23 protein-coding genes are annotated in these 24173 nt (G+C 63.1%); 6 read left to right on the top strand and 17 right to left on the bottom strand.

The window, feature by feature from the left end; translation table 11 throughout:
* Window positions 1–68 precede the first annotated feature (68 nt).
* Both GC125_RS05040 and GC125_RS05035 read left to right on the top strand, forming a co-directional pair.
* Entirely contained in the window at window positions 69–728 is a 660-nt protein-coding gene (locus GC125_RS05040) for a DUF1007 family protein (protein ID WP_151984321.1), read from the top strand.
* Window positions 722–1798, top strand: a complete 1077-nt coding sequence (locus GC125_RS05035; protein ID WP_151984320.1) for a nickel/cobalt transporter — start codon at window positions 722–724, stop codon at window positions 1796–1798. Before GC125_RS05040 ends, GC125_RS05035 begins: the two co-directional genes overlap by 7 nt.
* A 9-nt stretch (window positions 1799–1807) precedes the next feature.
* Here GC125_RS05035 and GC125_RS05030 read toward each other — a convergent pair whose 3' ends face one another.
* Together GC125_RS05030 and GC125_RS05025 are read right to left on the bottom strand one after the other, a co-directional pair.
* Window positions 1808–2029 (bottom strand): hypothetical protein, encoded by a 222-nt coding sequence (locus GC125_RS05030; protein WP_151984319.1) that lies wholly within the window; start codon window positions 2027–2029, stop codon window positions 1808–1810.
* Entirely contained in the window at window positions 2026–2724 is a 699-nt protein-coding gene (locus GC125_RS05025; RefSeq protein ID WP_151984318.1) for a GNAT family N-acetyltransferase, read from the bottom strand. Before GC125_RS05025 ends, GC125_RS05030 begins: the two co-directional genes overlap by 4 nt.
* 94 nt (window positions 2725–2818) lie before the next feature.
* Between GC125_RS05025 and GC125_RS05020 the strand changes: the two genes are divergently transcribed.
* Complete coding sequence (locus GC125_RS05020) at window positions 2819–3988, top strand: pyridoxal phosphate-dependent aminotransferase (RefSeq protein ID WP_151984317.1); 1170 nt, start codon at window positions 2819–2821, stop codon at window positions 3986–3988.
* On the opposite strand, the gene GC125_RS05015 is transcribed toward GC125_RS05020, so the two are convergent.
* From GC125_RS05015 to GC125_RS05005, 3 genes are all read right to left on the bottom strand, one after another.
* A complete protein-coding gene (locus GC125_RS05015) occupies window positions 3989–5767 on the bottom strand; it encodes an SLC13 family permease (protein ID WP_151984316.1) in 1779 nt (592 codons plus the stop codon).
* Window positions 5768–5863: 96 nt separating this feature from the next.
* Complete coding sequence (locus GC125_RS05010; RefSeq protein ID WP_151984315.1) at window positions 5864–6712, bottom strand: hypothetical protein; 849 nt, start codon at window positions 6710–6712, stop codon at window positions 5864–5866.
* Between the two features lie 10 nt (window positions 6713–6722).
* The gene (locus tag GC125_RS05005) at window positions 6723–7151 is read right to left on the bottom strand and encodes an abscisic acid-deficient protein Aba4 family protein (protein WP_151984314.1); all 429 of its coding nucleotides are present in this window, start codon (window positions 7149–7151) and stop codon (window positions 6723–6725) included.
* 106 nt (window positions 7152–7257) lie between these two features.
* Here GC125_RS05005 and GC125_RS05000 point away from each other — a divergent pair, with 106 nt between their 5' ends.
* Window positions 7258–7908 (top strand): TetR/AcrR family transcriptional regulator, encoded by a 651-nt coding sequence (locus tag GC125_RS05000; RefSeq protein ID WP_199864451.1) that lies wholly within the window; start codon window positions 7258–7260, stop codon window positions 7906–7908.
* Window positions 7909–7914: 6 nt separating this feature from the next.
* On the opposite strand, the gene GC125_RS04995 is transcribed toward GC125_RS05000, so the two are convergent.
* The 3 genes from GC125_RS04995 to GC125_RS20210 form a co-directional block, all read right to left on the bottom strand.
* A complete protein-coding gene (locus tag GC125_RS04995) occupies window positions 7915–8706 on the bottom strand; it encodes a tellurite resistance TerB family protein (RefSeq protein ID WP_151984312.1) in 792 nt (263 codons plus the stop codon).
* A gap of 69 nt (window positions 8707–8775) precedes the next feature.
* Window positions 8776–9414 carry a 2-dehydro-3-deoxy-phosphogluconate aldolase gene (locus GC125_RS04990; protein WP_151984311.1) on the bottom strand — a complete coding sequence of 213 codons (639 nt, stop codon included), beginning with the start codon at window positions 9412–9414 and terminating at the stop codon, window positions 8776–8778.
* Between the two features lie 77 nt (window positions 9415–9491).
* Window positions 9492–10415, bottom strand: a complete 924-nt coding sequence (locus tag GC125_RS20210) for an N-acetylmuramidase domain-containing protein (RefSeq protein WP_151984310.1) — start codon at window positions 10413–10415, stop codon at window positions 9492–9494.
* Window positions 10416–10544: 129 nt separating this feature from the next.
* Here GC125_RS20210 and trhO point away from each other — a divergent pair, with 129 nt between their 5' ends.
* Complete coding sequence (gene trhO, locus GC125_RS04980) at window positions 10545–11501, top strand: oxygen-dependent tRNA uridine(34) hydroxylase TrhO (RefSeq protein ID WP_151987574.1); 957 nt, start codon at window positions 10545–10547, stop codon at window positions 11499–11501.
* A 20-nt stretch (window positions 11502–11521) separates the two neighbouring features.
* Here trhO and GC125_RS04975 read toward each other — a convergent pair whose 3' ends face one another.
* The 6 genes from GC125_RS04975 to GC125_RS04950 all read right to left on the bottom strand — a co-directional run bounded on the left by GC125_RS04975 (window position 11522) and on the right by GC125_RS04950 (window position 18841).
* A complete protein-coding gene (locus GC125_RS04975; protein WP_151984309.1) occupies window positions 11522–12883 on the bottom strand; it encodes a GH1 family beta-glucosidase in 1362 nt (453 codons plus the stop codon).
* Window positions 12884–13032: 149 nt separating this feature from the next.
* Window positions 13033–13992, bottom strand: coding sequence for an ABC transporter substrate-binding protein (locus tag GC125_RS04970; protein WP_151984308.1), 960 nt, complete (start codon window positions 13990–13992; stop codon window positions 13033–13035).
* A 48-nt stretch (window positions 13993–14040) separates the two neighbouring features.
* Window positions 14041–15051, bottom strand: coding sequence for an ABC transporter permease (locus tag GC125_RS04965; RefSeq protein ID WP_151984307.1), 1011 nt, complete (start codon window positions 15049–15051; stop codon window positions 14041–14043).
* Entirely contained in the window at window positions 15044–16597 is a 1554-nt protein-coding gene (locus GC125_RS04960; RefSeq protein WP_151984306.1) for a sugar ABC transporter ATP-binding protein, read from the bottom strand. Before GC125_RS04960 ends, GC125_RS04965 begins: the two co-directional genes overlap by 8 nt.
* On the bottom strand, window positions 16594–17760 hold the full coding sequence (locus GC125_RS04955) for a Gfo/Idh/MocA family protein (RefSeq protein WP_151984305.1): 1167 nt from the start codon (window positions 17758–17760) through the stop codon (window positions 16594–16596). The genes GC125_RS04960 and GC125_RS04955 overlap by 4 nt, the downstream gene beginning before the upstream one ends.
* Window positions 17761–17785: 25 nt before the next feature.
* Window positions 17786–18841 (bottom strand): sugar phosphate isomerase/epimerase family protein, encoded by a 1056-nt coding sequence (locus GC125_RS04950; protein ID WP_151984304.1) that lies wholly within the window; start codon window positions 18839–18841, stop codon window positions 17786–17788.
* Window positions 18842–19056: 215 nt separating this feature from the next.
* On the opposite strand from GC125_RS04950, the gene GC125_RS04945 reads away from it, so the two are divergent.
* Window positions 19057–20094 (top strand): LacI family DNA-binding transcriptional regulator, encoded by a 1038-nt coding sequence (locus tag GC125_RS04945; protein ID WP_151984303.1) that lies wholly within the window; start codon window positions 19057–19059, stop codon window positions 20092–20094.
* A gap of 31 nt (window positions 20095–20125) precedes the next feature.
* Here the strand turns inward: GC125_RS04945 and xylA are convergent, their stop codons facing one another.
* From xylA to GC125_RS04930, 3 genes are read right to left on the bottom strand one after another with little or no spacing between them, the layout of a single operon-like run.
* Window positions 20126–21439: a xylose isomerase gene (gene xylA / locus GC125_RS04940; RefSeq protein WP_151984302.1), complete on the bottom strand. Its 1314-nt coding sequence runs from the start codon at window positions 21437–21439 to the stop codon at window positions 20126–20128.
* Window positions 21436–22890 carry a xylulokinase gene (xylB, locus tag GC125_RS04935; protein WP_151984301.1) on the bottom strand — a complete coding sequence of 485 codons (1455 nt, stop codon included), beginning with the start codon at window positions 22888–22890 and terminating at the stop codon, window positions 21436–21438. Before xylB ends, xylA begins: the two co-directional genes overlap by 4 nt.
* 52 nt (window positions 22891–22942) lie before the next feature.
* Complete coding sequence (locus GC125_RS04930) at window positions 22943–23968, bottom strand: LacI family DNA-binding transcriptional regulator (protein WP_151984300.1); 1026 nt, start codon at window positions 23966–23968, stop codon at window positions 22943–22945.
* Window positions 23969–24173 lie beyond the last annotated feature (205 nt).

Below are 24173 nucleotides of genomic sequence, written 5' to 3'. Positions count from 1 at the left end.
TCGAATTTCAGCCCCCTTTTTGGGGCAATCGATGGCTATCGGGATTCGGCACAGTGTCAGGGGCATCCATGAAAACGACGCGCAAAAACGGATTGGCGCGACTGGCGTTTGCCGGTATCTGCCTGACGGCGTTGCCGACGAATGCGGGCGCCCATCCGCACATCTTTGCCGAAGCACGGCTGGAGGTGATGCTCGGAGAAGACGACCAGGTCGAAGAGCTCCGCCATGTGTGGCGCTTCGATGAGTTCTTCTCTTCAACCGTGATGCTCGAATTCGACGCGAACACCAATCTCGAGCTCGAGCCGGAAGAGCTGGAAGCGATCGGCGAAACGGTTCGCCAGTCCCTCGCTGACTTCGATTATTACACGTCAATCCAAAAGGACGGGGTCGAACTCGGTGTCGTGGCTCCCGAACGCATCTTCGCGAATTTCGAAGACGGGCAGCTTCTGATGTTCTTCTCCGTCAAGCCCAAGGCGGCCGCACCGCTCGATGGCAAGCTCGCCTTCGGGGTCTACGATCCCACCATGTATGCCGCCATCGATTTCGTGAACGACACCGACCTCGTCGTCATGGGCGATGCCGGCGATTGTGAAAGCGCGGTGATCCGGCCCGATCCAGACCAGGTGCTCGCCGAGATGCAGGGCAGCCTGACGGATGCCTTCTTCAACGATCCCGAGGGCTACGACGTCTCGCAGCTCTTCGCGACACGGCTGGAGGTTACATGCTGAAGGTGTGGAGCAGGATTGTCTTGCCGCTTTGCCTCGCCTGCGTAGGGGCCGCGCTGGTGGCCATGCCGGCGCTCGCGCAATCGCCGCTCGGCATCGGCACGGCCGAACCGTCGATCAACACGGGCGGTTTTCTGAGCGGCTTCTTCGGCTGGATCAACGCGCTGCAGCAGGATTTCTATCGCTCGCTCACCGACGCGCTGCGCGCCATGCGCGAGGATCCCTGGAAGCTTTCCGGCCTGATCGGGCTGTCCTTCGCCTATGGCGTCTTTCATGCCGCGGGACCTGGGCACGGCAAGGCCGTGATCTCGGCCTATATGGTCGCCAACGAAGTGGCGCTGCGCCGCGGTATCTTCCTGTCGTTTGCTTCGGCCCTGCTGCAGGGAGCGATGGCGGTGCTGGTCGTCGGATTGACCTATCTCGTCCTGCGCGGCACGGCGATTTCCATGACCGATGCGACGCGCAGTCTCGAAATCGCAAGCTTCGCCGTCATCACGTCATTCGGCGCGTGGCTGCTTTACCGCAAGCTTGCCCCTGCTCGCCGGCGTCCGGCGACGCTTTCGGCCGCAGCGGTCTCGCCCGCTCATGCCCACCATGGCCACAATCACCATGACCATCACCAGCATGGTCACCACCATCACGATCATGGGTCGCATGATGGCCACCATCACGGGCATGCGCATTCCCATGGCGACGATGCCTGCTCGGTCTGTGGCCACTCCCACGCGCCGGATCCTACGCTGCTTGCAAAAGAGCGTCTATCGACGCGCGAAGCCTGGTCTGCCGTGCTCGCCGTTGGCCTTCGGCCCTGCTCCGGCGCTCTGATCGTTTTGACCTTCGCGCTGTTGAACGGCCTCTATCTCGGCGGCATCCTCTCGGTCTTCGCCATGTCGATCGGAACGGCCATCACCGTTTCGGCGCTCGCCTGCCTCGCCGTCGGCGCGAAGGACGTGGCAATCCGCTATTCGGGCAACGGTAGCGCCGTGCGCGTCACGAACGGAATAGAGATTTTCGGCGCGCTCTGCGTGTTCGTGATCGGCGCATTGCTGCTTACGGCAGCGCTTTCGGCCTGAGCTTCAGTCTTAGCGGCCCGAGCCGGAACGTTCGTTGCGGCGCTGCTGGCGGGCGCGCAGCCAGAAAATCGCGAAGAACGCGAGAACGAAGACGATGGCGACGGCATAGGCGAGCCATGGCGAGACTTCCGACAGTTGCATCATCAGGGGCGGCATCACGAAGAAGCCCAGGCCCACGAACGCCATGATGACGGCAGCGGCGAGTGCCGAGTTGCGGTCCGACTTGTTCAACTGTCTGTCCTTTCGCCCGCGATGAAAGCGGCGCGTATCTCTTCCAGCGTCTGCCGCTGGTTTCCGGCGGGATCGAAATTGTCCCGGCTCAGCCAGTTTTTCAGAGCCTGACCGATCACCGGCCAATCCTCGTCGATCATGGCATACCATGCGGTATCGCGGTTCGCGCCTTTCGAGATCATGTGCTGACGAAACACACCCTCGAAGGTGAAGCCGAGACGTCCGGCCGCGCGCTTGGACGGCCGATTGTCATCATGGCATTTCCATTCATAGCGCCGATAACCGAGGTCCTCGAAGACATGCCGCGCCATCAGATAATGCAGTTCGGTGGCAGCGGGCTTTCGCGCCACCGATGCGCCATGGGCGACCGAGCCGACTTCGATCACCCCGTTTGCAGTGTCGATCCGCATGTAGCTCGCCATGCCGACGATCTCCCCGGTCGTACGATTCGAAGCGACCAGCGTCACCCAACTCCCCTGGTTGCTCTCCAGCCATTGCGTAAAGTCGGACACCGACTGGAACACCGGGCACGGGAAGTATCGCAGGCGCTCGTTGATGCCAGCCGCACCGCCGAGCGCCTGCCACAAAGCTTCCGCATGTTTGGCCGCGACGAAAGGCTGGAGCTCCAGAAACCGCCCTTCGAGCCGCACATCGCGCGGCGCCTCGCGGCTCGTCCAATTTTCCAAATCGCGCATGAGATTTCGCTTCATTGATCTTCGCGGCCGGATAAGACATCAACGTCTGCCAAAAGACAACGCGACACGATCGCCGACAGGGAGAGAGATTAAGATGATCGCAACGGTGGCCGCATTCGACCGCATGGGCGAGGAAAATGCCTTTGCCGTGCTCGCACGGGCAACGGCACTCGCCAATCAGGGGCGCGACATCATCAATCTCGGGATCGGCCAGCCGGACTTCAAGACACCGGAGCACATCGTCGAAGCTGCGATCAAGGCGCTGAAGGACGGTCACCACGGCTATACGCCGGCAACCGGGCTGCTCGCGACCCGCGAGGCGGTTGCACGCCGCACGCTGACGACGACGGGCATCGAAGTGTCGCCCGAAAACGTGATGATCATGCCTGGCGGCAAGCCGACCATGTATGCGGCGATCGTCATGTTCGGCGAGCCGGGCAGCGAAATCCTTTATCCGGACCCCGGTTTCCCGATCTATCGTTCGATGATCGAGTTCACGGGAGCAACGCCCGTCCCGGTGCCGATCCGCGAGGAAACTGGCTTTGCATTTTCGGCGGAAGAAACGCTTTCGTTGATCACACCGAAGACGCGCCTGCTGATCCTCAATTCACCGGCAAACCCGACGGGCGGGATCACGCCGCGCGCGGAGATCGAGAAGCTGGTCAAAGGTCTCGCCGACCATCCGCATGTGGCGATCATTTCCGACGAGATCTACGACGTGATGACCTATGATGGCGAAACGCATACCTCGCTGCTCGAATTTCCCGAAATCCGCGATCGGCTGATCGTGCTCAACGGCTGGTCCAAGACGTGGGCGATGACCGGCTGGCGCATGGGCTGGTCGATCTGGCCGAACGGGCTCTACGACAAGGTGCGCAAGCTGGCCGTCAATTGCTGGTCCTGCGTCAACGCTCCGAGCCAATTCGCCGGCATCGCCGCGATCGACGGGCCCCAGGACGACGTGGATCGGATGATGACCGCCTTCGACCAGCGCCGCAAACTCGTGGTCGATGGCCTGCGGGCGCTGCCGGGCGTCGATTGCGCCACGCCGAAGGGAGCGTTCTATGCGTTCCCCAACGTCAAGGAGACGGGCTGGCCCGCCAAGAAACTGGCGGCGGCGCTTCTGGACGAAGCCGGCGTCGCGCTCATCGGCGGGCCGGATTTCGGTATTCTCGGCGAAGGCTATATCCGCCTTTCCTATGCGAATTCGGCTGAGAACATCGAGCGTGCGCTGGAGCGCATGCGCGATTTCCTGAGCCGTTGATCAGAGGCCGAAGAAGAAGACGATCGCCGCACAGGTCGCGACGCCGATGATGATGTTCATCGGCACGCCGATCTTCAGAAAGTCCGCGAAGGTATAATTGCCGGCGCCGTAGACCAGCGTGTTGGTCTGGTACCCGATCGGCGTTGCGAAGCTTGCGCTTGCGGCGAACATGACGGCGACCACGAAGGCTCTGGGGTCGATGCCTAGGCTTTCGGCCAGCCCTATTGCCAGCGGCGTTATGATGACGGCGACGGCATTGTTGCTCGCCACCTCGGTTAGGAAAGACGTCAACGCATAGACTGCCACGAGCGCGACGATGGGCGACATCTGCGATATCCATGGCGAGATGAACGAGACCACCAGTTCGATGGCGCCTGTGTTCTGCAGGCCCGTACCGATCGCCAACATGGCGAAGATGAGGATCAGGATCGATCCATCGACGGCGCTCCAGGCTTCGTCGGAGTCAATGCAGCGCAGAAGCAGGATCGCGACAACGGCGATGAAGGCCAGGGCCTCGATGGGCATGACGTTGAACGCCGCGAGGCCGACGACTGCCATGAGCGCTGCGATGGCGATAGGGGCCTTGCTGCGGCGGAACGAGCGCTCTTCGGATGCGGTAATGGAAACGAGGTTCGCCTCCTCGGCGAGACGCGAGATGCCCTCTTCCTGACCTTCGATCAGCAGTCGGTCTGCGGGGCGCAAGCGGACGCTCGCCATATCTGCGCCGGCATTGTGGTTCGGACGGTGGATGCCGAGGACGCGCGCACCGAAGTGACTGCCAAGTCCCATTTCCGCCAGGGTGCGGCCGACGCTGTGACGACGCGGCGCGACGAAGGCTTCGACAATGATACCGTCTTCCAGCTTTCGAATGCCTCGGCGAGGCCCGACCCGGTATCCATCCTCTTCGTTCAGCGTCAGAATTTCGGATGCGGGCGCCTGAATGACGAGGCGGTCGCCCGTCGTCAGAAGCAGGTCGTCCAGGTCCTTCAATTTTTGACCACCGCGCATCACCGACACGATGCGGATCGACTCGCGGTTCAATGCTGCGATTTCCTTGAGCGGCTTGTTCTCGATCTTGGCGGCGGCCGTGATCATGACTTCGCTCAGATAGACCGGGTCTTCGGACTCGACGGATTCGGCACCGCCGCCCTCCCGGTGGGGGAGAAGCAAGGGGCCGAGAATGGCGAGCGATGCCCAGCCGGCCAACACGACGACGATGCCGACGGGCGTGATCTCGAAGATCGAGAAAGCGGCCAAACCATTTTCACGCGCAACGCCGTCGACGAGAAGGTTCGTCGAGGTGCCGATCAAGGTGACCGTGCCGCCGAAGATCGCCGCGTAGGACAGCGGGATGAGGAGCCGGGTCGATGCGATCTTCATCGACGAGGCGAGCTTGATGATGATGGGAATGGTGACGAGCACGACAGGGGTGTTGTTCACGAAGGCCGATGAGATGGAGACTATGCCGAGCAGCGCCAGCAGCGCCAGAACCGGCCGTTTGCCCGACAGGGCGATGACCTTGTTGGAAATCATCTCCAGAACACCGGTACGAACGAGCGCGCCCGACAAAATGAACATGGCGGCGATCGTCAGCGGCGCCGGATTGGAAAATACGGCCAGCAGTTCGTCTGCCGAGACGAAGCCGATGATGACGAAGACGACGGCACCTGCCGCAGCGATCACGTCCGGTGGATAGCGTTCGGTAAAGAAGCCGACAAACATCAAGGCAAGCAGGCCCAATGCGATATAGGCCTGGTAGTCGACGATGAACGCAGTCATGGAGTCCCCTCAGCAACGCCGGCAAACGGAGAAGCGCGCGATTCAGTTCCGCAGCGCCGACCGTTTGCCGCAATAGCATCTCGAAGGGATAGGCGCCTATCCGAGGAAGGGCAAAAAAGGTTGTCCTGCCAACGCTTGCAGGAAGACGAATACAACGAATGCGGTGTAGGCAAGCGCAAAGGAGCGGATCGCCCAGATGGCTCTCGTCCCGAGCCACGCGGCGAGCAGGAGGCCGGCCAGCGGGACGAAATGGAGAGCGTGTGTCGCGAAGAAATGGGACACACGAAGATCGCCGCCATCGCGCGCCCAGCCGAGCAGAGCAAGCGTTGCATGACCGCCGGACGACCCGACAAAATGGCTACTCGATCCGCTCATGTAACCGGCGGTGACAGCCGTCATCGGCAACACCATCGCGAGGCCGAACACGATTGCTTCCTTGACGACGCGGTTGTCGGCCAGCGCCGGCCCGCGCGCGATCTGCCAAGCATAGTAGGCGGAAGCACCCGTCAGCCACAGGGCGAGAAGGCCCATCAGTCCATAGATCGGACCCGCGATCGGGCCCATGTTGAAGTGAGAGCTGGTCCCGAGCATCACCGCGCCGCCGACCCAAAGCGTCTCCGCCATGATCGCCGCGACGACGCTCCCGGCATAAAGGCGATAGCTGCGGCGCGCGCTGAGCTCCGCCGGCAGGTAGCGGGCAAAGAAGGCAAGCGACAGAAGGTAGACACCGAGCGCGAACTGGAACTTGAGCGGCTTGCTCCAGCCCGCGACGCCGGCCCAGTCGCGCGGATCGATCACCGATGCGGCGAATGTCGGCAGCATCAAAACGAGCAGGAACAGGCCGGCCGCGGTAAACAGCGGTTCATCGTTGCGCAATCGCGCCAACAGCCCGACGCTCTGCCCTTGGGTTCGCGTCAGACGCGGATCGAGAACGGTAGAATTCATCTGACGCTCCTCAAGCAGGACCGAGTTTGTGCGACCGCGCCAGGCGCAGCATCTGGAAGACGAGATAACCGACCGGCCCGAACAGGAAGGTCAGGGCGAGGATCGGCAACAGCAGTGCGAAGGGCAGCCCTTCAACTTCATTGGCACGCACGATCCAGGCGCCGATCAGAAGGTCGAAGGCGAGATAATGCAGCCAGCCGGCGAGCAGGATCTTCGGCGTCTGGAACAGCAACGTGACGTCGGCGAGGGTGGAGAACCCACCATCGGCCCCTGCCCAGAAGGTAAGGATCAACGCCGCATAGGCGGCAGAAAGAAGCAGCGGAACGATGATTTCGGGATAAGGCCGGATCGAGCGCAGCCGGCCGAAATGGGATGCGGCGAGCGCCATCCAGCCTGTCATTGCCAGTGTGCTTGCAGCAGAAAACGCACTCTCGACCATCGTCCCTCTCCTTCGATCTAGACAGCGTCAGGATTGAAGAATGGCACGCATCTTTCTGTTGTCAAGTTTATTTTGACGCCGTAAAGATGGGAAGTCTTTGCGGAAAGTGAGGAGAATTGTCGTTTCCGAGAAAACCACGCCAGCCAAACCCTATCACCACGGCGATCTGCGCGCGGCGCTGCTGGAGGCTGCAGAGCTCGAGCTTGCCGAAAAGGGCATCGAAGGTTTCACGTTGCGGGGCTGCGCCAAGCGCGCAGGCGTTTCCCATGCGGCACCGGCTCACCATTTCGGCGATGCGGCCGGATTGCTGACGGCACTCGCAGCACAGGGCTTCGAGCGGTTCATCGAGACGCAGACGCGGGTGAAGACAGCGGCGCGGCCAGTCGACGCGCGTGCCAATTTGCTGGCCGCCGGGATCGGCTATCTGACATTTGCCTGGGAAAACCAGGCACTCTTTCGGCTGATGTTCTCATCCGAGCGGCGTGACGACGCCAATGTGCATCTCGCCCAGCGCGCGCAGGCGGCCTACATGCAGCTTGCGGACGACGTGGCTGCGGTGCGCGGCGATGAGAATACACCGCCGCAGCCCAACGACGTGGACGTGATCGCCGCCTGGGCGATGGTCCACGGGCTGTCGGATCTGATGATCTCCGGCCGGATCATGCTCGACGGGCTATCGGAAACCGAACGCCACGCGGCGCTGGAAAGCATCATCGCCCGCGTCATGCCTGAACCAGGCGCAACGCGGACGACGTGAAGTGCCTTAGGCTGTCTTGACGCCCGAGACCGTCGCTTCGATGTGATCGACCAGAGCGTCGGGCAGCGCAAGTCGGCCGGCCAGCAGGTCGAGATAGCCGCGCTCGGCGCGCGTATCCGGATCGATGGCGAGGCGCGAGGCGGTGTAGATTTCCACCTTCTGCTCTTCGGTCTTTGCTGCCGCGACAATCGCATCGACATCGACGGGGCCGTCCAGTTCCTTCTGCAGGAAAGCAAGTTCCTCAGCGTCGAGTCCGTCTTCGGACAACTTTCCGACGATCGCGGCGCGTTCGGTGGCATCGATATGGCCATCGGCCTTGGCCGCGGCGATCATCGCCCGCACCATGGCAAGGGCGAAATCATCGCTGGTCTGCTGAGGATCCATGTCGAAACCGCTGCCGGCCGGCGGCGGCAACACTTCCTGCTGCGGCTGGCCGGCGACGGTGGTGGGCGCCTTGCCAGACTGATAGTTGCGGTAGGCGAGATAGCCGAGGCCGGCGATGGCAGCCATGCCGCCCACCTTCAAGGCCGAGCCGCCAAGCTGACGTCCGGTCTTGGTGCCGAGCAGCGCCGCCATGACGGCGCTTGCGGCCATGGGATTGTTGCGGGCCATGTCGGCCACCTGACCCGCCCTGCCCGAAAGACCGCCGCCTCCCTGACCTGCCAAACCGCCAAGCTTGCCAAGAGCGCCACCCTGACCTGTGAGCCCACCGAGCTTGCCGAGGATATCGGACCCGGAGGACGAGCCCCCACGGGACGAACCGAGGAACTGTTCGAGGAGCTTCTTGGGATCAAGCATGGCGTCTACCTTTTGCGGAGCATATGCGTTGCTCGGCAGATAAGAACCGCGGCGCTCGAATTCAAACGTCTATTGAGCCAGCAGCATCGCTTCGGACGCCAAACGGGTGATTCCGTCCCAATCACCGGCTTCCACCATGGCTTTCGGAGCGACCCAGGAGCCGCCGACGCAAACGACGTTCGGCAGCGAGAGATAGGTGCGCGCGTTTTCCGGCGAAATGCCCCCGGTCGGACAGAACAACGTTCCCGCCAGCGGCGAGGACAATGACTTGAGATAGGCGGCCCCGCCGGCCTGTTCGGCCGGGAAGAATTTGAGCACATCATAGCCCTCTTCGCGCAGCGCCATCACTTCGCTGGACGTGGCAGCGCCCGGCAAAAGCGGCACGGACGATTTGCGCGCGGCATCGAGCAGTTCCTGCGTCGTGCCGGGAGAAACAATGAACTGGGAGCCCGCTTCGACGGCTTCGTCGTAGTTGCGAGCGTTGAGGATGGTGCCGGCACCGGCAACAGCGCCCTCGACCTCCTGAGCGACGAGACGGATCGCCTCGAGCGCGGCCGGCGTGCGCAACGTGATCTCGATGGCCTTAAGGCCACCCGCGACGAGCGCGCGCGCCAAGGGCACAGCTGTTCGGGCATCATCGATGACAAGCACCGGTACGACGGTCTGCAACTTCAATGTTGCCAGAAGACGGGAGGTCTTGTCGTTCATCGCGTCAACGCTTTCCTTGAGCAGCATGGGATGCCCTTGGGCTTACCGACTTCATGCGCGGATGTCCATTGATCGCCTCAATGGAGCAGGTTCAATCGATTGAGTATCGTCTTCAGCTGCGAAATCACGGCAGTGATCAGTCCGGCGGACGCGAGACGCCCGGCGCCTGCGTCGCCATCCGGTTCTGCTTCCAGTGCTGCCATCGTCCGCGGCCCGGCGATGCCGTCGGGCACGAGCCCGGCATTGTGCTGATAGTGCTTCAGGGCCGCCAGCGTCTGCGGGCCGAATAGGCCATCGACCGATATCACCGCACCATTGCCTGCAGTTGCGAAAGCCCGCAGGCGCCCCTGAAGCGCGACGACGTCCGGTCCCGACATGCCAATCTTCAGCAGACGAGGGACGTCACCTGGCTCTTCGCTTGCGGCATGGCGGCGGTACGCTGCTGCCAGCCGGGTGTGATAGCCGTGACGCGCATAGGCCGGGCCATTATAGCCGCGCGCAAACGCGGTCCAGTCGCGCCGCCGCACGGCGTCCACCAGTCCGGCTTTCTCAATAAAGAGGATCATCAGCCGCAGTTGCCCGGCAAAACCCACGCGTGCTTCCGCGACGAGCGCCTCGACGCTTTCATAGCCGAGCCAGCGCCAGTGCTCGCCCATCACCTGCCCGAGACCCCAGGATGTGGAGGCATAGGCGGCATCCCGATCGATCTGCGCGGCACGGTTCAGCAGCGCCCACCGGGCGGCCTGTGACGATGGGTTCGCGATCGCGCCGGCACGTGGCGATGCAAGCCCCTGCGCCCTCGCCTCTGCCCGCTGGTCGGGGCTCACGAGCCGATCGAAATAATGGCCTTCGAACCGGATGAGCGGTTCGGCGCGGCCGGCGACGATCGCATGGGCCCTGCCGCCGCTTTCGACCTCGATGACCGCCATCAGCGCTGCCGTCTCCACGCGCAACCGGGCCGCCTCGCGCGCCACCGCATCCAGTTCGGTCCGTTCGAGCATGCCATTCCTCCATTGCCGTTGAGCGAACCGACAATGGTGCGGCCTTTCTCCGTGGCGAGCATGGAGCGCAAGACTTCCGACAGCGCAGGAAGAATTGCGAAACTGCGAGTGAAGCGCTATCTGGCCGCCATGAGCACCAAACGCCCTGAAAATCCGACCGCTTCTGCCGAGGAAGCCGCAAAGCCCTTTCTCGTCGCAGCGCTCTATCACTTCGCAAATTTTCCCCGCTTCGAAAGCTTTCGCGAGCCGCTGGAAGCTATCTGCCGCGAAAACGGTATTCGCGGGACGCTGCTTTTGGCGCATGAGGGCATCAACGGCACGATTGCCGGCAGTGATGCCGGGATCGGCGCGGTGCTTGCCCATCTCAGAGCGCAGTCCGAGTTTTCCGGCCTGATTCACAAGGAAAGCCGGGCGAGCGCCCAGCCCTTTCTGCGGCTCAAGGTACGGCTCAAGAAAGAGATCGTCACCATGGGAGTGACGGACATCGATCCGCAGCGCGATGCCGGGACCTATGTCGATCCGGCCGCTTGGAACGCTCTCATCTCGGATCCCGATACGATCGTGATCGACACGCGCAACGATTACGAGGTCGCCATCGGTACGTTCCGGGAAGCGATCGACCCGAAGACCAAGTCATTTCGCGAGTTTCCGGAATGGGTGCGCGCCCATCCGGAACTGAAGGACAAGACCAAGATCGCCATGTTCTGCACCGGCGGCATCCGCTGCGAAAAGGCCTCGGCCTTCATGAAGAAGGAAGGCTTCGACGAGGTCTACCATCTCAAGGGCGGCATCTTGAAATATCTCGAGGACGTGCCGGAAACGGAAAGCCATTGGGAAGGCCAGTGCTTCGTGTTCGACGAACGCGTTTCAGTTGGCCATGGGCTCGACGAGGGCGACCTGCAGCTCTGCCGCGCCTGCCGGCATCCGCTCTCGCCGGAAGATCTGGCAGCGCCGACCTATGAAGCCGGCGTTTCCTGCCCGCAATGCTTCGATGTGCGTAGCGAGGAAGACCGCGCGCGGTTTCGCGAACGGGAACGCCAGATCGCACTCGCCAAGAAGCGCGGCGAGCGGCATCTCGGAGAGTGAGCTAGGCGGCTAGCGCTTGCTCAGTTGCGCCCGCTATGGGCTGTGGCGAGTTCGGCATACCAGCGGCCCGATGACTTCACGGTGCGCACCTGCGTCTCGTAGTCCACGTGAACGATGCCGAAGCGCATGCGGTAGCCTTCCGCCCACTCGAAATTGTCCATCAGGCTCCAGGCGAAATAGCCTCTGATTGAAAAACCTTCGTCGATGAGATCGGCGAGAACGGACAGATGGCGCTCGATGTAGTCGAGGCGCGGCTGATCATCGACGGTGCCGTTCTCCACACCCATGTTATAGCAGGCACCGTTCTCGGTGATGTAGAGATCGGGGAGGTCGTAACGCTGGTTGAGCTCGCGGATGATGTAGGCGAGCGCAGACGGCTCGACCTCCCAGCCGATATCGGTCTTCACGCAATTCTCCGGCACGACCGGCAGGGCGGCCGGGAACTCCGCGCCCTTCGATGCATCGTGCTTTACGCGCATCGGCGTGTAGTAGTTCAGGCCCCAGAAATCGAGCGGCACGGAGATGGCGTCCATGTCGCCCGGCTCGATCGTCGGCATCCTCTCGCCGAGCGCCGCCATGAAATCATCCGGATAGGCGCCGTTGAAAAGCGGGCCGAAGAACACGCCGTTGTGGAACGAAAAGGCGCGCTCGGCCGCCTCCTGGTCCACTTCGCTGTCGGTCAGCGCCAGGGTCGCATGCGCGTTGATCACGATGCCGACGGGCAGTTCAGGCCTTGCCGAGCGCAGGGCAGCGACACCGAAGCCGTGCGCGAGGTTGGTCATGTGCAGCGCGTGGAGCGCCGCATCCATCGATCGCTCACCCGGCGCATGGATACCGTAAAGGTGGCTCAGCCACACGGAGCACCAGGGTTCGTTGAAGGTGGCGACGCTGTCCAGCCGGTCGCCAAGACGGCGCGCGACGATGTCGGCGTAATCGGCAAAGGCGTATGCGGTGTCCCGGGTCGTCCAGCCACCATCGCCCATCAACGCCAATGGCAGGTCCCAATGGTAGAGGGTCGCGAAGGCCTTGATGCCCCGTGATTTCAGGCCATCGACGAGACGTTCATAGAATTCGAGGCCCTTCTCGTTCACATCGCCGCGCCCGCTAGGAAAGATCCGGGGCCAGGCGATGGAGAAGCGGTAGGCGTCGACCCCGAGATCGCGGATGAGATCGAGATCGGCGTCCAGGCGGTTGTAATGGTCGCAGGCAACATCGCCGTCATGCCGGCCAAAGGTGCGACCCGGCATCTTCGAAAACGCATCCCAGATGGACGGCCCCCGTCCATCCGTCTTCGCTGCCCCTTCGATCTGGAACGCGGCGGTCGCAACACCGAAGAGGAAATCGGAAGGGATCCGGGCGGCGAGAGTTTTTGTCGGTGTCATAAGGGCTTTCTGGAAGTTCGAACGTCCACATCGCGCGATTTGGCATCGGGCCTCGATGAGCGAAACTACCATTGGGTGATGCGCTACTCAACGCAAAGCGGCCCCGTCTCCGGGGCCGCTGCGCTGTTCAGGTCCGCCGCTGCGTCAGATCAGAACGGGCTGTCCGGGTAGTAGTACTGCTCGGCATTCTCAGGCGTGATCAGCACCGAACCGATGATGAAATCGCCCGAAACCGGTGCGTTGCCGACAAAGTTAAGCGCCGTCAGCTCGATCGCGGTGCCGATCATGGCAGGCGGATAGGTGACGTTTGCCGGCACCTGCTCGTCGCCATCCATCACGCGCTGGATCATTTCCTTCATGCCGGCGCCGCCAAGCACCCACATGTCGGCTTCGCGACCGGACTGGGCGATGGCTTCGAGTGCGCCAACGGCCATGTCGTCGTCGGAAGCCCAGACGGCATCGATTTCCGGATAGCGCGACAGGAAGTCCTGCATGACTTCGAAGGAGTCGTCGCGGTTCCAGTTGCCGTGTTCCATGCCGAGGACTTCGATGCCCGAGCCCTCGATGGCCGCTTCGAATGCTTCGACGCGTTCATTGTCGATGGTGGTCGGAATTCCGCGCAGGACGACGATGTTGCCGCCTTCCGGCATGCGCTCGACGAAGAACTCGCCGGCCACGCGGCCGAAGCCCGGATTGTCACCGGCGACGTAGAGGTCTTCGATGTTCTCCTGGGCGAGACCGCGGTCGACGACCGTGACCCACTTGCCCTCTTCCTTGACGCGGGCAACCGGGCCCGTCAGCGGCTCGGATTCGAAAGGCAGGACGACGAGGGCGTCGATATTGCGGGTCGCCATCATGTCTTCGATGTCGGAGACCTGCTGGCCCGGATCGGATGCCGTCGAGAGAACGAAGTCGAGGTTCTCGTAACGCTCTTCCAGCGCGTCGATCGTTGCCTGGGCATGGAAGTTCATGCCGCCGGCCCAGCCGTGGGTTGCGGCAGGAATGGAAACGCCGATCACGGCCGTTTCCGCGTCCTGTGCGCTTGCCGCAAGCGGCATCACCATCATGGTGCCGAGCGCGAGCGCTCCTGCGAAATGCTTCAAGTTCATGGTCTCTCTCCCGTGTTGAGCTCTCATTCAAAGAGCGGTGACTGGCCGTCAGCGTTGAGCCTTTTTCTGTCGCTGCAACACGACGGCCAGAATGATGATCACGCCTTGGATCGCACCGTTCAGATACGGGCTCACAAGATCCGTGAGGTTCAAAAGATTGTCGATGAGGCTGAGGATCAGCACGCCGACGACCGTGCCCCATACGCGGCCGAAGCCGCCCTTCAGCACAGTGCCACCGATGATGACCGCTGCGATCGCTTCCAGTTCCCAGAGCACGCCCGTGGCGCTGGAGGCGGAGCCGAGACGCGGCACGTACATGATGGTCGCGATGCCGACGAGAATGCCGAGCAGCACGTAGGTCATCAAGCGGACGCGGTCGACGTGGACGGCCGAATAGCGCGATACCTGTTCGTTGGAGCCGATGGCAGCGCAATGGCGGCCGAATGCCGTGTGGCGCATGACGATCTCGCCGATGATCGCGATGATCGCGAAAACGATGATCGGCCAGGCGACGCCCAGGAAGCCCGAGTAATAGACGGGGCGATAGATCTCGCGAACCTGGTAATCGAGCGAAAGCGTCCCGCCATCGGCAAGCCACGTGATCAGCGATCGGAAGATGCCCATCGTTCCGAGCGTCACGATGAAGGCTTCGATGCGCGCCTGCGTGATCAGAAGCCCGTTGACGAGACCCGCTGCCAGCCCGACGACGAGCGCGCTCGCGATGCCGACGAGGACCACGCCGATGCCCACGCCCATCGAGGGCACCAACGCATTCATGATGAGGATCATCACGCCCGCGATGAAGGCAGCCATGGAGCCCACCGACAGATCGAGACCGCCGGACGTGATGACGAAGGTCATGCCGACCGCGATGATGCCGATGAAGGCGGAGCGCGCCAGCACGTTCGTCACGTTGCCGTAGCTCAGAAAATTCGGGTTCATCATCGCGCCGGCGACCACCAGCACGACGAGCGCGATGACCGGACCCCAGATGTGGAAGTCGATCTTGAAGCCGGAAGACGACTTCGTCTTTGCGGGGGGGGTGGCGTGATCACTCATGACTGTCGAACTTTCTGCCTTCCAGGCCCATCGCGTAGCGGACGATCACGTCCTCGTTCACGTCCGAGCCCGAGACTTCGCCGGTGATGCGGCCAGAGCGCATGACATAGACGCGGTTGGCCAGGCCGATGATCTCGGCCATTTCCGACGAGATGACGATGACGCTCTTGCCCTGCCCGGCGAGCGCGTGGATGAATTGATAGATCTGCTGTTTGGTGCCGATATCGATGCCGCGTGTCGGCTCGTCGATGATGACGATGTCCGGCTCGGCCAGCATCGTCTTGGCGAGCAGCAGCTTCTGCTGATTGCCGCCCGACAGATTGCCGACGAGGACGGCGCGCGTCGGTGCGCGCACGTCGAATTCCTTGATGGCCTTGTCGAGGGCCGCCTCTTCCGCCTTGCCGTCGATCATCGTCTTGCCGAAGCGATCGAGTGCCAGAAGCGTCAGGTTCGGGCGCATGCCCTGCGTCAGGATCAGGCCGCGGCCCTTGCGGTCCTCGGTCAGATAGACGATGCCGGCGCGGCGCGCATCCTTGACCGAACCGACACGGAACGGCTTGCCACCGATCTCGACCGTGCCCTGCGCGTCGCGCACGCCGATCAGGCCTTCCATCAGTTCCGTCCGGCCGGAGCCGACGAGGCCGGCGAAGCCCAGAACTTCGCCGCGCTTCAATTCGAAGGAGGCGTCGTGAACGATCGAGCCGACGGTGAGGTTGCGCACCGACAGCACGGTTTCTGCTGCACCGACCTCATGCTTTGCCGGGAAAATGTTCGACAGTTCGCGGCCGACCATGGCCTGCGCCATCTGATCCTCGCTCATGGTGCCGGCCTCGACATTGGCGACGCGGTGACCATCGCGCAGGACCGTGATGTGGTCGGCAAGGCGGGCGATCTCGTCGAGCTTGTGCGAGGTGTAGAGGATCGCCGTGCCGTTCGCCTTCAGGCGCTCGATCTGGCGGAAGAGAATCTGTGCCTCGCGGTTGGTCAGAACCGCCGTCGGCTCGTCCATGATCAGCACGCGGGCGTTGCGCGAGAGCGCCTTGGCGATCTCCACCATCTGCTTGTCGGAAACGGAGATTTCGGAAATCTTCGCCGCCGGCGAGACCTTGGTTTCCAGTTCGTTCAGGAGACGCTGCGCTTCGGCGCGCATCGCCTTGTGGTCGAGGAAGAAACCCTTGCGGAGTTCGCGGCCCAAAAAGACATTTTGCTCGACGCTCAATTGTTCGGCGAGATTGAATTCCTGGTGGATCAGGATGACGCCGGAATGCTCTGCCTCGTCGCTGGAGGCGAAATCGACGCGTTTGCCGTCCAGTTCGATATGACCGCCTGTCGGCGACAGGTACCCCGACAGGATTTTCATCAGGGTCGACTTGCCGGCGCCGTTCTCGCCGATCAGCGCATGAACTTCGCCGGCCTTCAGCTCGAAATCCACATCGAAGAGAACCTGGACCGGCCCGAAGGACCGCGACGCGGCGCGCGCGGCGAGCACGGTCTGGCCTTTCGGCACGGTTACGGTTTCCTCGATGCGGCGCGCAGCTTGGCTCATGGTTTTACCCAGGCACCGTTTTTCTTGGCGGACTTCACGCACGCCTCGACAAAGGCGATGCCGGCGACGCCGTCGTCGACGGTCGGGAAGATCACGTCCTTGTCGACGGACGTCTTGTCGTGCTTGGCGCGGATCGCGCGGGCCGCTTCGGCATAAATCGTCGCAAAGCCTTCCAGATAACCTTCCGGGTGGCCGGGCGGAACGCGACTGACGCGTCCCGCCGCGGCCCCGGCCCCCGCCCCGTTGCGGGTGATCAGGCGCTTGGGCTCGCCAAAGGGGGTAAACCACAGATAATTCGGATCTTCCTGGCCCCATTCGAGGCCGCCCTTGTCTCCGTAGATGCGCAGCCTGAGGCCGTTCTCGTTGCCGGGCGACACCTGGCTGGCCCAGAGCATGCCGCGGGCCCCGCTGGAAAAGCGCATCATCACATGGGCATTGTCGTCGAGGCGGCGCCCCTTCACGAAGCTTTGCAGATCGGCCGACAGCTCGGACAATTCGAGACCGGTGACGAAGCTTAGGAGATTGTAGGCGTGCGTGCCGATGTCGCCAAGCGCACCGCCCGCGCCCGATTGGGCCGGGTCCGTGCGCCAGGATGCCTGCTTGGATCCCGTCTCTTCGACCGCCTCGGTCAGCCAATCCTGTGCATATTCGGCCTGGATCACGCGGATCGTGCCGAGATCGCCGCGCGCGATCATCTCGCGCGCCTGCCGGATCATCGGATAGCCGGTGTAGTTGTGGGTCAGGATGAAGAGCGCATCCGAGTCATTGGCAAGCTTCTGCAGCTTCTTCGCATCCGCCATGGTCGACGTCAGCGGCTTGTCGCAGATCACATGGATGCCGCGCTTCAGGAACTCGCGCGCTGCCGGGTAGTGCATGTGGTTCGGCGTGACGATCGCGACAGCATCGATGCCGTCCTTCCGGCGCGCTTCGCGGGATGCCATTTCCTGGAACGAGCCGTAGATGCGCTTCTCGTCAAGGCCGAGCGCCCGGCCGGATTCCAGCGCGCGCTCCGGCGTCGACGACAGCGCGCCGGCGACGAGCTCGAATTCGCCGTCGATGCGGGCAGCGATGCGGTGGACACCGCCGATGAAGGCATCCTTGCCGCCGCCCACCATGCCGAGCCTGAGCTTGCCGGCGATCTTTTCGTTGCGTCCCGAAACCATTGTCGTCCCTCCTCGCCTTCGCGACTCAATCCAGCCCGAGCATGCGGCGGTTCGCCGCCTCGTCGGTGCCGCCATCGGCGAAGTCGTCGAAGGCCTTTTCGGTGACGCGGATGATGTGATGCTTGACGAATTCCGCACCTTCGCGGGCCCCGTCCTCAGGATGCTTCAAGGCGCATTCCCATTCGACGACGGCCCAGCCATCGAAATCGTTCGCGGTGAGCTTGGAAAAGACGGCGCCGAAATCGACCTGGCCATCGCCGAGCGAACGGAAGCGACCGGCGCGGTTCACCCAGCTCTGGTAACCACCATAGACGCCCTGCCGGCCGGTCGGATTGAACTCCGCGTCCTTGACGTGGAACATGCGGATCCGGTCGGCATAGATGTCGATATTGTCGAGGTAATCGAGGCACTGCAGCACGTAGTGCGACGGATCGTAGAGCATGTTGGCGCGCGCATGGTTGCCGACGCGCTCGAGAAACATTTCGTAGGTGATCCCGTCATGCAAGTCTTCGCCCGGATGGATCTCGTAGCAGACGTCGACGCCGCATTCCTCGGCATGGTCGAGGATCGGCTTCCAGCGCCTGGCGAGTTCGTCGAACGCCGTTTCGACCAGTCCAGCCGGACGCTGCGGCCACGGATAGATGTAGGGCCAGGCGAGTGCGCCGGAGAACGATGCCATGGCCGTCAGGCCCATGTTGTGCGAAGCCGTCAGCGCCTTCTTGACCTGGTCGACGGCCCATTCCTGGCGCGCCTTGGGGTTCCCGCGCTTCTCGGGGATCGTGAATCCATCGAAGCCCTCGTCGAAAGCCGGGTGAACAGCGACGAGCTGGCCCTGAAGATGGGTGGAGAGCTCAGTGACCTCGACGCCGTTTTCACGCGCCTTGCCCTGGAACTCGTCGCAGTAATCCTTGGAGGATGCAGCCTTCTCGAGGTCGATGAGGCGGCCGTCCCAGCTCGGAACCTGAACGCCCTTATAGCCACAATCGGCGGCCCATTTGGTGATGGAATCCCATGAATCGAACGGTGCTTCGTCACCGGCGAACTGGGCAAGAAAGAGCGCGGGGCCCTTGATGGTCTTCATGCGACTGATCCTCCCGGAGCCGGAGCTCCCCATTTCCTCTGCGCCGACCCCGCCTTTGGCGAATGCCGCTCCTTGCGCATGTAATCGATTGCAATTGCGTCCAAACGCGTATGTAATCGATTACAGGCACGATCACCGATCTCTCGACGTGAGTCAAGTTTGCTCTTCGATAGAAATTCGCGCAGAGAACGGACGACAGGAATCGCGACAGATCCATGAACCGCCACGACCCCAATTTCAGCCCCAAGATCATCGATGTGGCCCGTGCGGCAGGCGTCTCGACCGCGACGGTCAGCCGCGCCATCACCAACCCGGCGATGGTCACCGAAGCGACGCGCGCCGCGGTCATGGCCGCGATCGCGGAGACCGGCTACATCGTCAATCATGCGGCCAGGAACCTGCGCCGGCAGCAGACCGGCGGTATCGTCGTTCTCGTTCCGAACCTCTCCAATCCGTTCTTCTCGCAGATCCTGTCGGGTGTCGCCGCCGTGATGTCCGAGGCGGGTTTCAACGTGCTCGTCGCCGACACGCAGCAGCCGAAGGGTGCCGACCTTCAGATCGCGCAATATCTCCACAACAACCGCGCCGACGGGCTGATCGTGCTCGATGGCGCGATCCCCGAAAGCCTGTTTGCCGATTACCGTCGCACCCGCTCCCGTCCGCCGGTCGTCTTCGCCTGCGAATGGGTGGAAGGGTTCGGCGAACCGTCCGTCACGATCGACAATGCCGAAGGCGCGGTGCTCGCCGTCAACCATCTGATCGAACTTGGACACCGCAAGATCGGCCACGTGCTCGGCCCGCTCGACAACGTGCTGACCATCAAGCGCCGTGAAGGCACGATCGCGGCGCTGGAGGCCGCCGGGCTTCCGGTCGAGCCCGACTGGTTTTTCGAAGGCGATTTCTCTCTGGCGTCCGGCGTCGTTGCAGCGCGTGCCTGGCTCGCCACCTCCGACCGCCCGACCGGCGTCTTCTGTTCTTCCGATGCCATGGCCTGCGGCTTCATGGCTGAACTGCACAGTCACGGCGTCCGCGTTCCCGAAGATGTGTCCGTGGTCGGCTTCGACGACATCGAAATCGCGCAGCATTTCATTCCGAAGCTCACGACGATCCACCAGCCGCGCACCGCGATCGGCGAGGCCGCGGCGCGCATGCTGCTTGCCCGGCTTTCCGGGAACAGCGACGATGTCGACAGCGTGCGCCTGACGGTCGCCCTGGTGCGCCGCGACAGCACGGGCGCACCTCCCATTCGCTGATGGGTTTTCAACCGTCGGGCGCAGCGCGCGCTCAGACATAGCGGTTCACCATGTTCTCCAGATACTCCTGGCGACCTGAACGAGGCTGCGGATCGACCTGATCGTCGATCACGCGCTTCTCGATTGCTTCGAGGGTCATCGACCCATCGAGCATCGATTTCGCTTGCGGCTTGTCCCAGCCGGCGTAGCGCTCGGCGAGCGGGCCGGAGAGCGCCTTGTCCTCGACCATCCGGGCGGCGGCCTTGAGACCGCGGGCACAGCAATCCATGCCGCCGATATGGGCGATCAGCAGGTCTTCCGGATCGAGCGACTGGCGGCGCAGCTTCGCGTCAAAATTGGTGCCGCCGGTCGTGAAACCGCCGGCCTTCAGCACTTCGAGATAGGCGAGCGCCATTTCCGGCACGTTGTTGGGGAACTGGTCCGTGTCCCAGCCCGACTGGTAGTCGTTCCGGTTCATGTCGATCGAGCCGAAAATGCCAAGAGCTGTCGCGAGCGAAAGCTCGTGCTCAAAGGAATGGCCGGCGAGGATTGCGTGGCCCTGCTCGATATTGGTCTTCACCTCGTTTTCGAGGCCGTAGCGCTTGAGGAAGCCGTAGATCGTGCCGACATCGTAGTCGTATTGATGCTTGGTCGGCTCCTGCGGCTTAGGCTCGATCAGGATGGTGCCCTTGAAGCCGATGCGGTGCTTGTATTCGACCACCATGGAGAGGAAGCGGCCCATCTGGTCGAGTTCGCGGCCCATGTCGGTGTTGAGCAGCGTCTCGTAGCCTTCGCGCCCGCCCCAGAGCACGTAGTTCTCGCCGCCGAGGCGCATGGTCACGTCCATGCAGCTCTTCACGGTCGCTGCCGCATAGGCGAAGACGTCCGGGTCGGGGTTTGTGGCGGCGCCTGCCATGTAGCGGCGGTGCGAGAAGAGATTGGCCGTTCCCCAGAGCAACTTGATGCCCGAGGCATCCATCTTTTCCTCGAAGTAGTCGGCAATCGCGTTCAGCCGGTCGCGGCTCTCGGTGAAGGTTTCCGCTTCCGGGCGCACATCGGCGTCGTGGAAGGTGAAATAGGGAACACCCAGCGCCTCGAACATTTCGAAGCCGACATCGGCGCGCTTGCGCGCCAGGTCCATGGTGTCGGCCGGGAACCACGGGCGATCGAAGGTCTGGCCGCCGAACGGATCGGAGCCCGGCCAGACGAAGGAATGCCAGTAGCAGACCGCAAAGCGCAGATGGTCTTCCATGCGCTTGCCGAGAACCATCTCGTTCGGATCATAGAAGCGGAACGCAAGGGGATTGGTGCTGTCCTTGCCCTCGAAGGGGATCTTGCCAATCTCGCCGAAGAAACCTGTACTCACTGAAACACTCCTTTGATGGCGGGATAGGCCTTGCGGTAGCGCGCGAAGCCCTTTTCGAATGCGGATTGGAGCCCGGCGACGGGTTCGATCGTCCTTGCGATCGCCGGGGCCAGGCAGATGGATACGGGATCGGCCCCCTCGGCTGCGATGAGGCCAAGGCGGGCGGCACCGAAGGCCGCGCCGAAATCGCCGTCTGCCGGCAGATCGACCGGGATGCCGAGCACCGTCGCGATCACCGTGAGCCAGTAGTCAGAGCGTGACCCACCGCCGATCGCGGTGACCCGATCGAGCTTCGTGCCGGCGGCTTCGAGCGCATCGCGGCTGTCTCGGAAGGCATAGGCAACGCCCTCCATGACGGCGCGCGTCATGGCGCCGCGGTCGCTTTCGTGGCCAAGCCCGAGGAACGCGCCGCGGATCGCAGCGTCGTTGTGCGGCGTGCGCTCGCCGGAGAGGTAAGGCAGGAAGAGCAGCGACGATGGCGGCTGAAGTTCACCGCCGACCGCGCCCGTCAGTTCTGCAGGCTTGACGCCGACGACCGACGAAAGCCAGTTCATCGCGTCGGTGGCGGAGAGGATGACGCCCATCTGATGCCAGGTGTTGGGCAGCGCGTGGCAGAAGGTGTGAACCGCGCTTTCCGCATTCGGCCGGTAGCTGTCAGTGGCTGCGAAGAGAACGCCGGAGGTGCCGAGCGACAGAAAGGCGGAGCCTGAGGCGACCGTGCCCATGCCGCAGGCGGACGCGGCGTTGTCGCCTGCCCCACCGGCCACGATGATGCCGGCGGGCAGACCAAGCTCAGCCGCAAGATCGCTGCGCAGCCGCCCGGCCGGTGCGGTACCTCCGACGAGAGCCGGCATGTGGGATCGGTCGAGCCCGCACGTTGCCAGAAGCGTATCGGACCAGTCGCGGCGCGCGACGTCGAGCCATGCGGTGCCGGCCGCATCCGACATTTCGGAGATGAACTCGCCGGTCAGCCAGAAGCGCAGATAGTCCTTCGGCAGGAGGATCTTTGCGGTGGCCGCGAACACGCCCGCCTCATTGTCGCGGACCCACAACAGCTTCGGCGCGGTGAAACCGGGGAAGACGATGTTGCCGGTCAAATGCCGGAACTGCGGATCGGCATCGAGCAAGGCGGCTTCGCGATGGCTGCGCGTGTCGTTCCAGAGGATCGCCGGGCGCAGCACATTGCCGGCCGCGTCGATGAGCGTCGCGCCGTGCATCTGGCCGGACAGGCCGATACCGCGTACCGCACCGATTTCCGCCGGATGGCTGTCACGCAGGCTCAGAAGCGCCACCCGGGTCGCCTCGACCCAGTCGGCAGGATCCTGCTCGGACCAACCTGGATGGGGCCGCGACACCTCGATCGAAGCGTTGGCAGACGCCACGACCCGCTGATCGCCGTCGATCAGCAGCGCCTTTACACCCGAAGTGCCGAGGTCAAGCCCTAAAAACATGCGTTACGTACCTCAAAAATGAAATCGACTGTCGAAGAATCGGGCCTGTCGGTCACGGCAGATTGTCCCTCAGGAATATGTCGATGCGGATGCGCTCCTGCCCGTCGACAAGGTCGACGCCATCGGCCAAGGCCTTCATCACGCGGATCGCGCTGCGCACTTCGTGGCCCGCATCCTGGTTGATGACGGCGGCGAATACGCCGTCTGCCAGCGCCTGGCGTGCGTGGTCGGTCAACTCGTGTGCGACCACCTCGATCTTGCCATTGAGCCCCCGCGCCTTCAGCGCTGAAATCAGTCCGCGATTGCCGGCGCCGAGGCTGTAGATGCCGACGACGTCCCGTTCGCGATCGAGCATTTCGCCGACCAGCCGCTCTGCCGTTTCGGCCTCGTCCCGGCCCTCGATGACCGGCAAAATTTCGAGTTCGGCGAATTCCGCGCGCATCACCTGATCGAAGCCGAGGCGACGCTCCACATGGTCGCGGACAAGCATCGAACCGGCCAAAACCGCGACCTTGCCTTGCCGATGCGAGAGAAACCGCCCTAGAAGGCTTGCCGCCGTTCGGCCGGCCGCAACATTGTCCACACCCACATAATGGCGCCGGCGCGCGCTCGGGAGGTCCGAAACGAGTGTGACGACCGGCACGCCTGCATCGGCAAGCCGCGCCACGGAACGACGCACCGCGGGCGACTCCGTCGCCACGAGCGCGACGCCGGCAAGGCCGCCGATTTCCAGACCGTCGAGTGCGCGCGCCAGCGCCGATTCGTCGAAAGGTGGCACCGTCAGAAGCCGGATGTCGGTTCGCTCGACCGACGAGCGCCGTCTGGCTTCGTGCACCGCCATTTCGAGGCCGCGCATGAAGCTGTTTTCGCCTTCCGGCACAACGAAGACGAGCGGATAGACACGGGATTTGGCGAGGTTGGCAGCGGCGAGATCGCGCTGGTAGCCAAGCGATGCGATCACCTGCTCGACCCGCATGACGGTTTCAGCCCGCACACCCTTGCGCCGGTTCAACACACGGTCGACCGTGGCAAGGCTGACGCCCGCCTTTTCAGCGATGTCGTGGACCGTCGGCCGCATTCGAATTCCTCCCGAAACCCGCCTAGCGAAAATTCTGATGTACGTAAATCAAAAAGCATGCTGCGCTGCGCAAATTCACCGGGTCACCCCCGCAAATGCGCCAACGGCGCAACCAAACGCGGTGCCGTGCATTAGGGACCGTGCGGGCAACGATGCCCCGTATCTCCAGTTTTCCGCGACTGCCGGTGCCGATCCGACCATTGCG

Origin of the sequence: Rhizobium sp. EC-SD404 (assembly GCF_902498825.1) — a bacterium.
In the GTDB taxonomy this organism is placed as follows: Bacteria; Pseudomonadota; Alphaproteobacteria; order Rhizobiales; family Rhizobiaceae; genus Georhizobium.
Note: the sequence above shows the minus strand (reverse complement) of the source record. Positions and strands in the feature narration are given on the sequence as shown.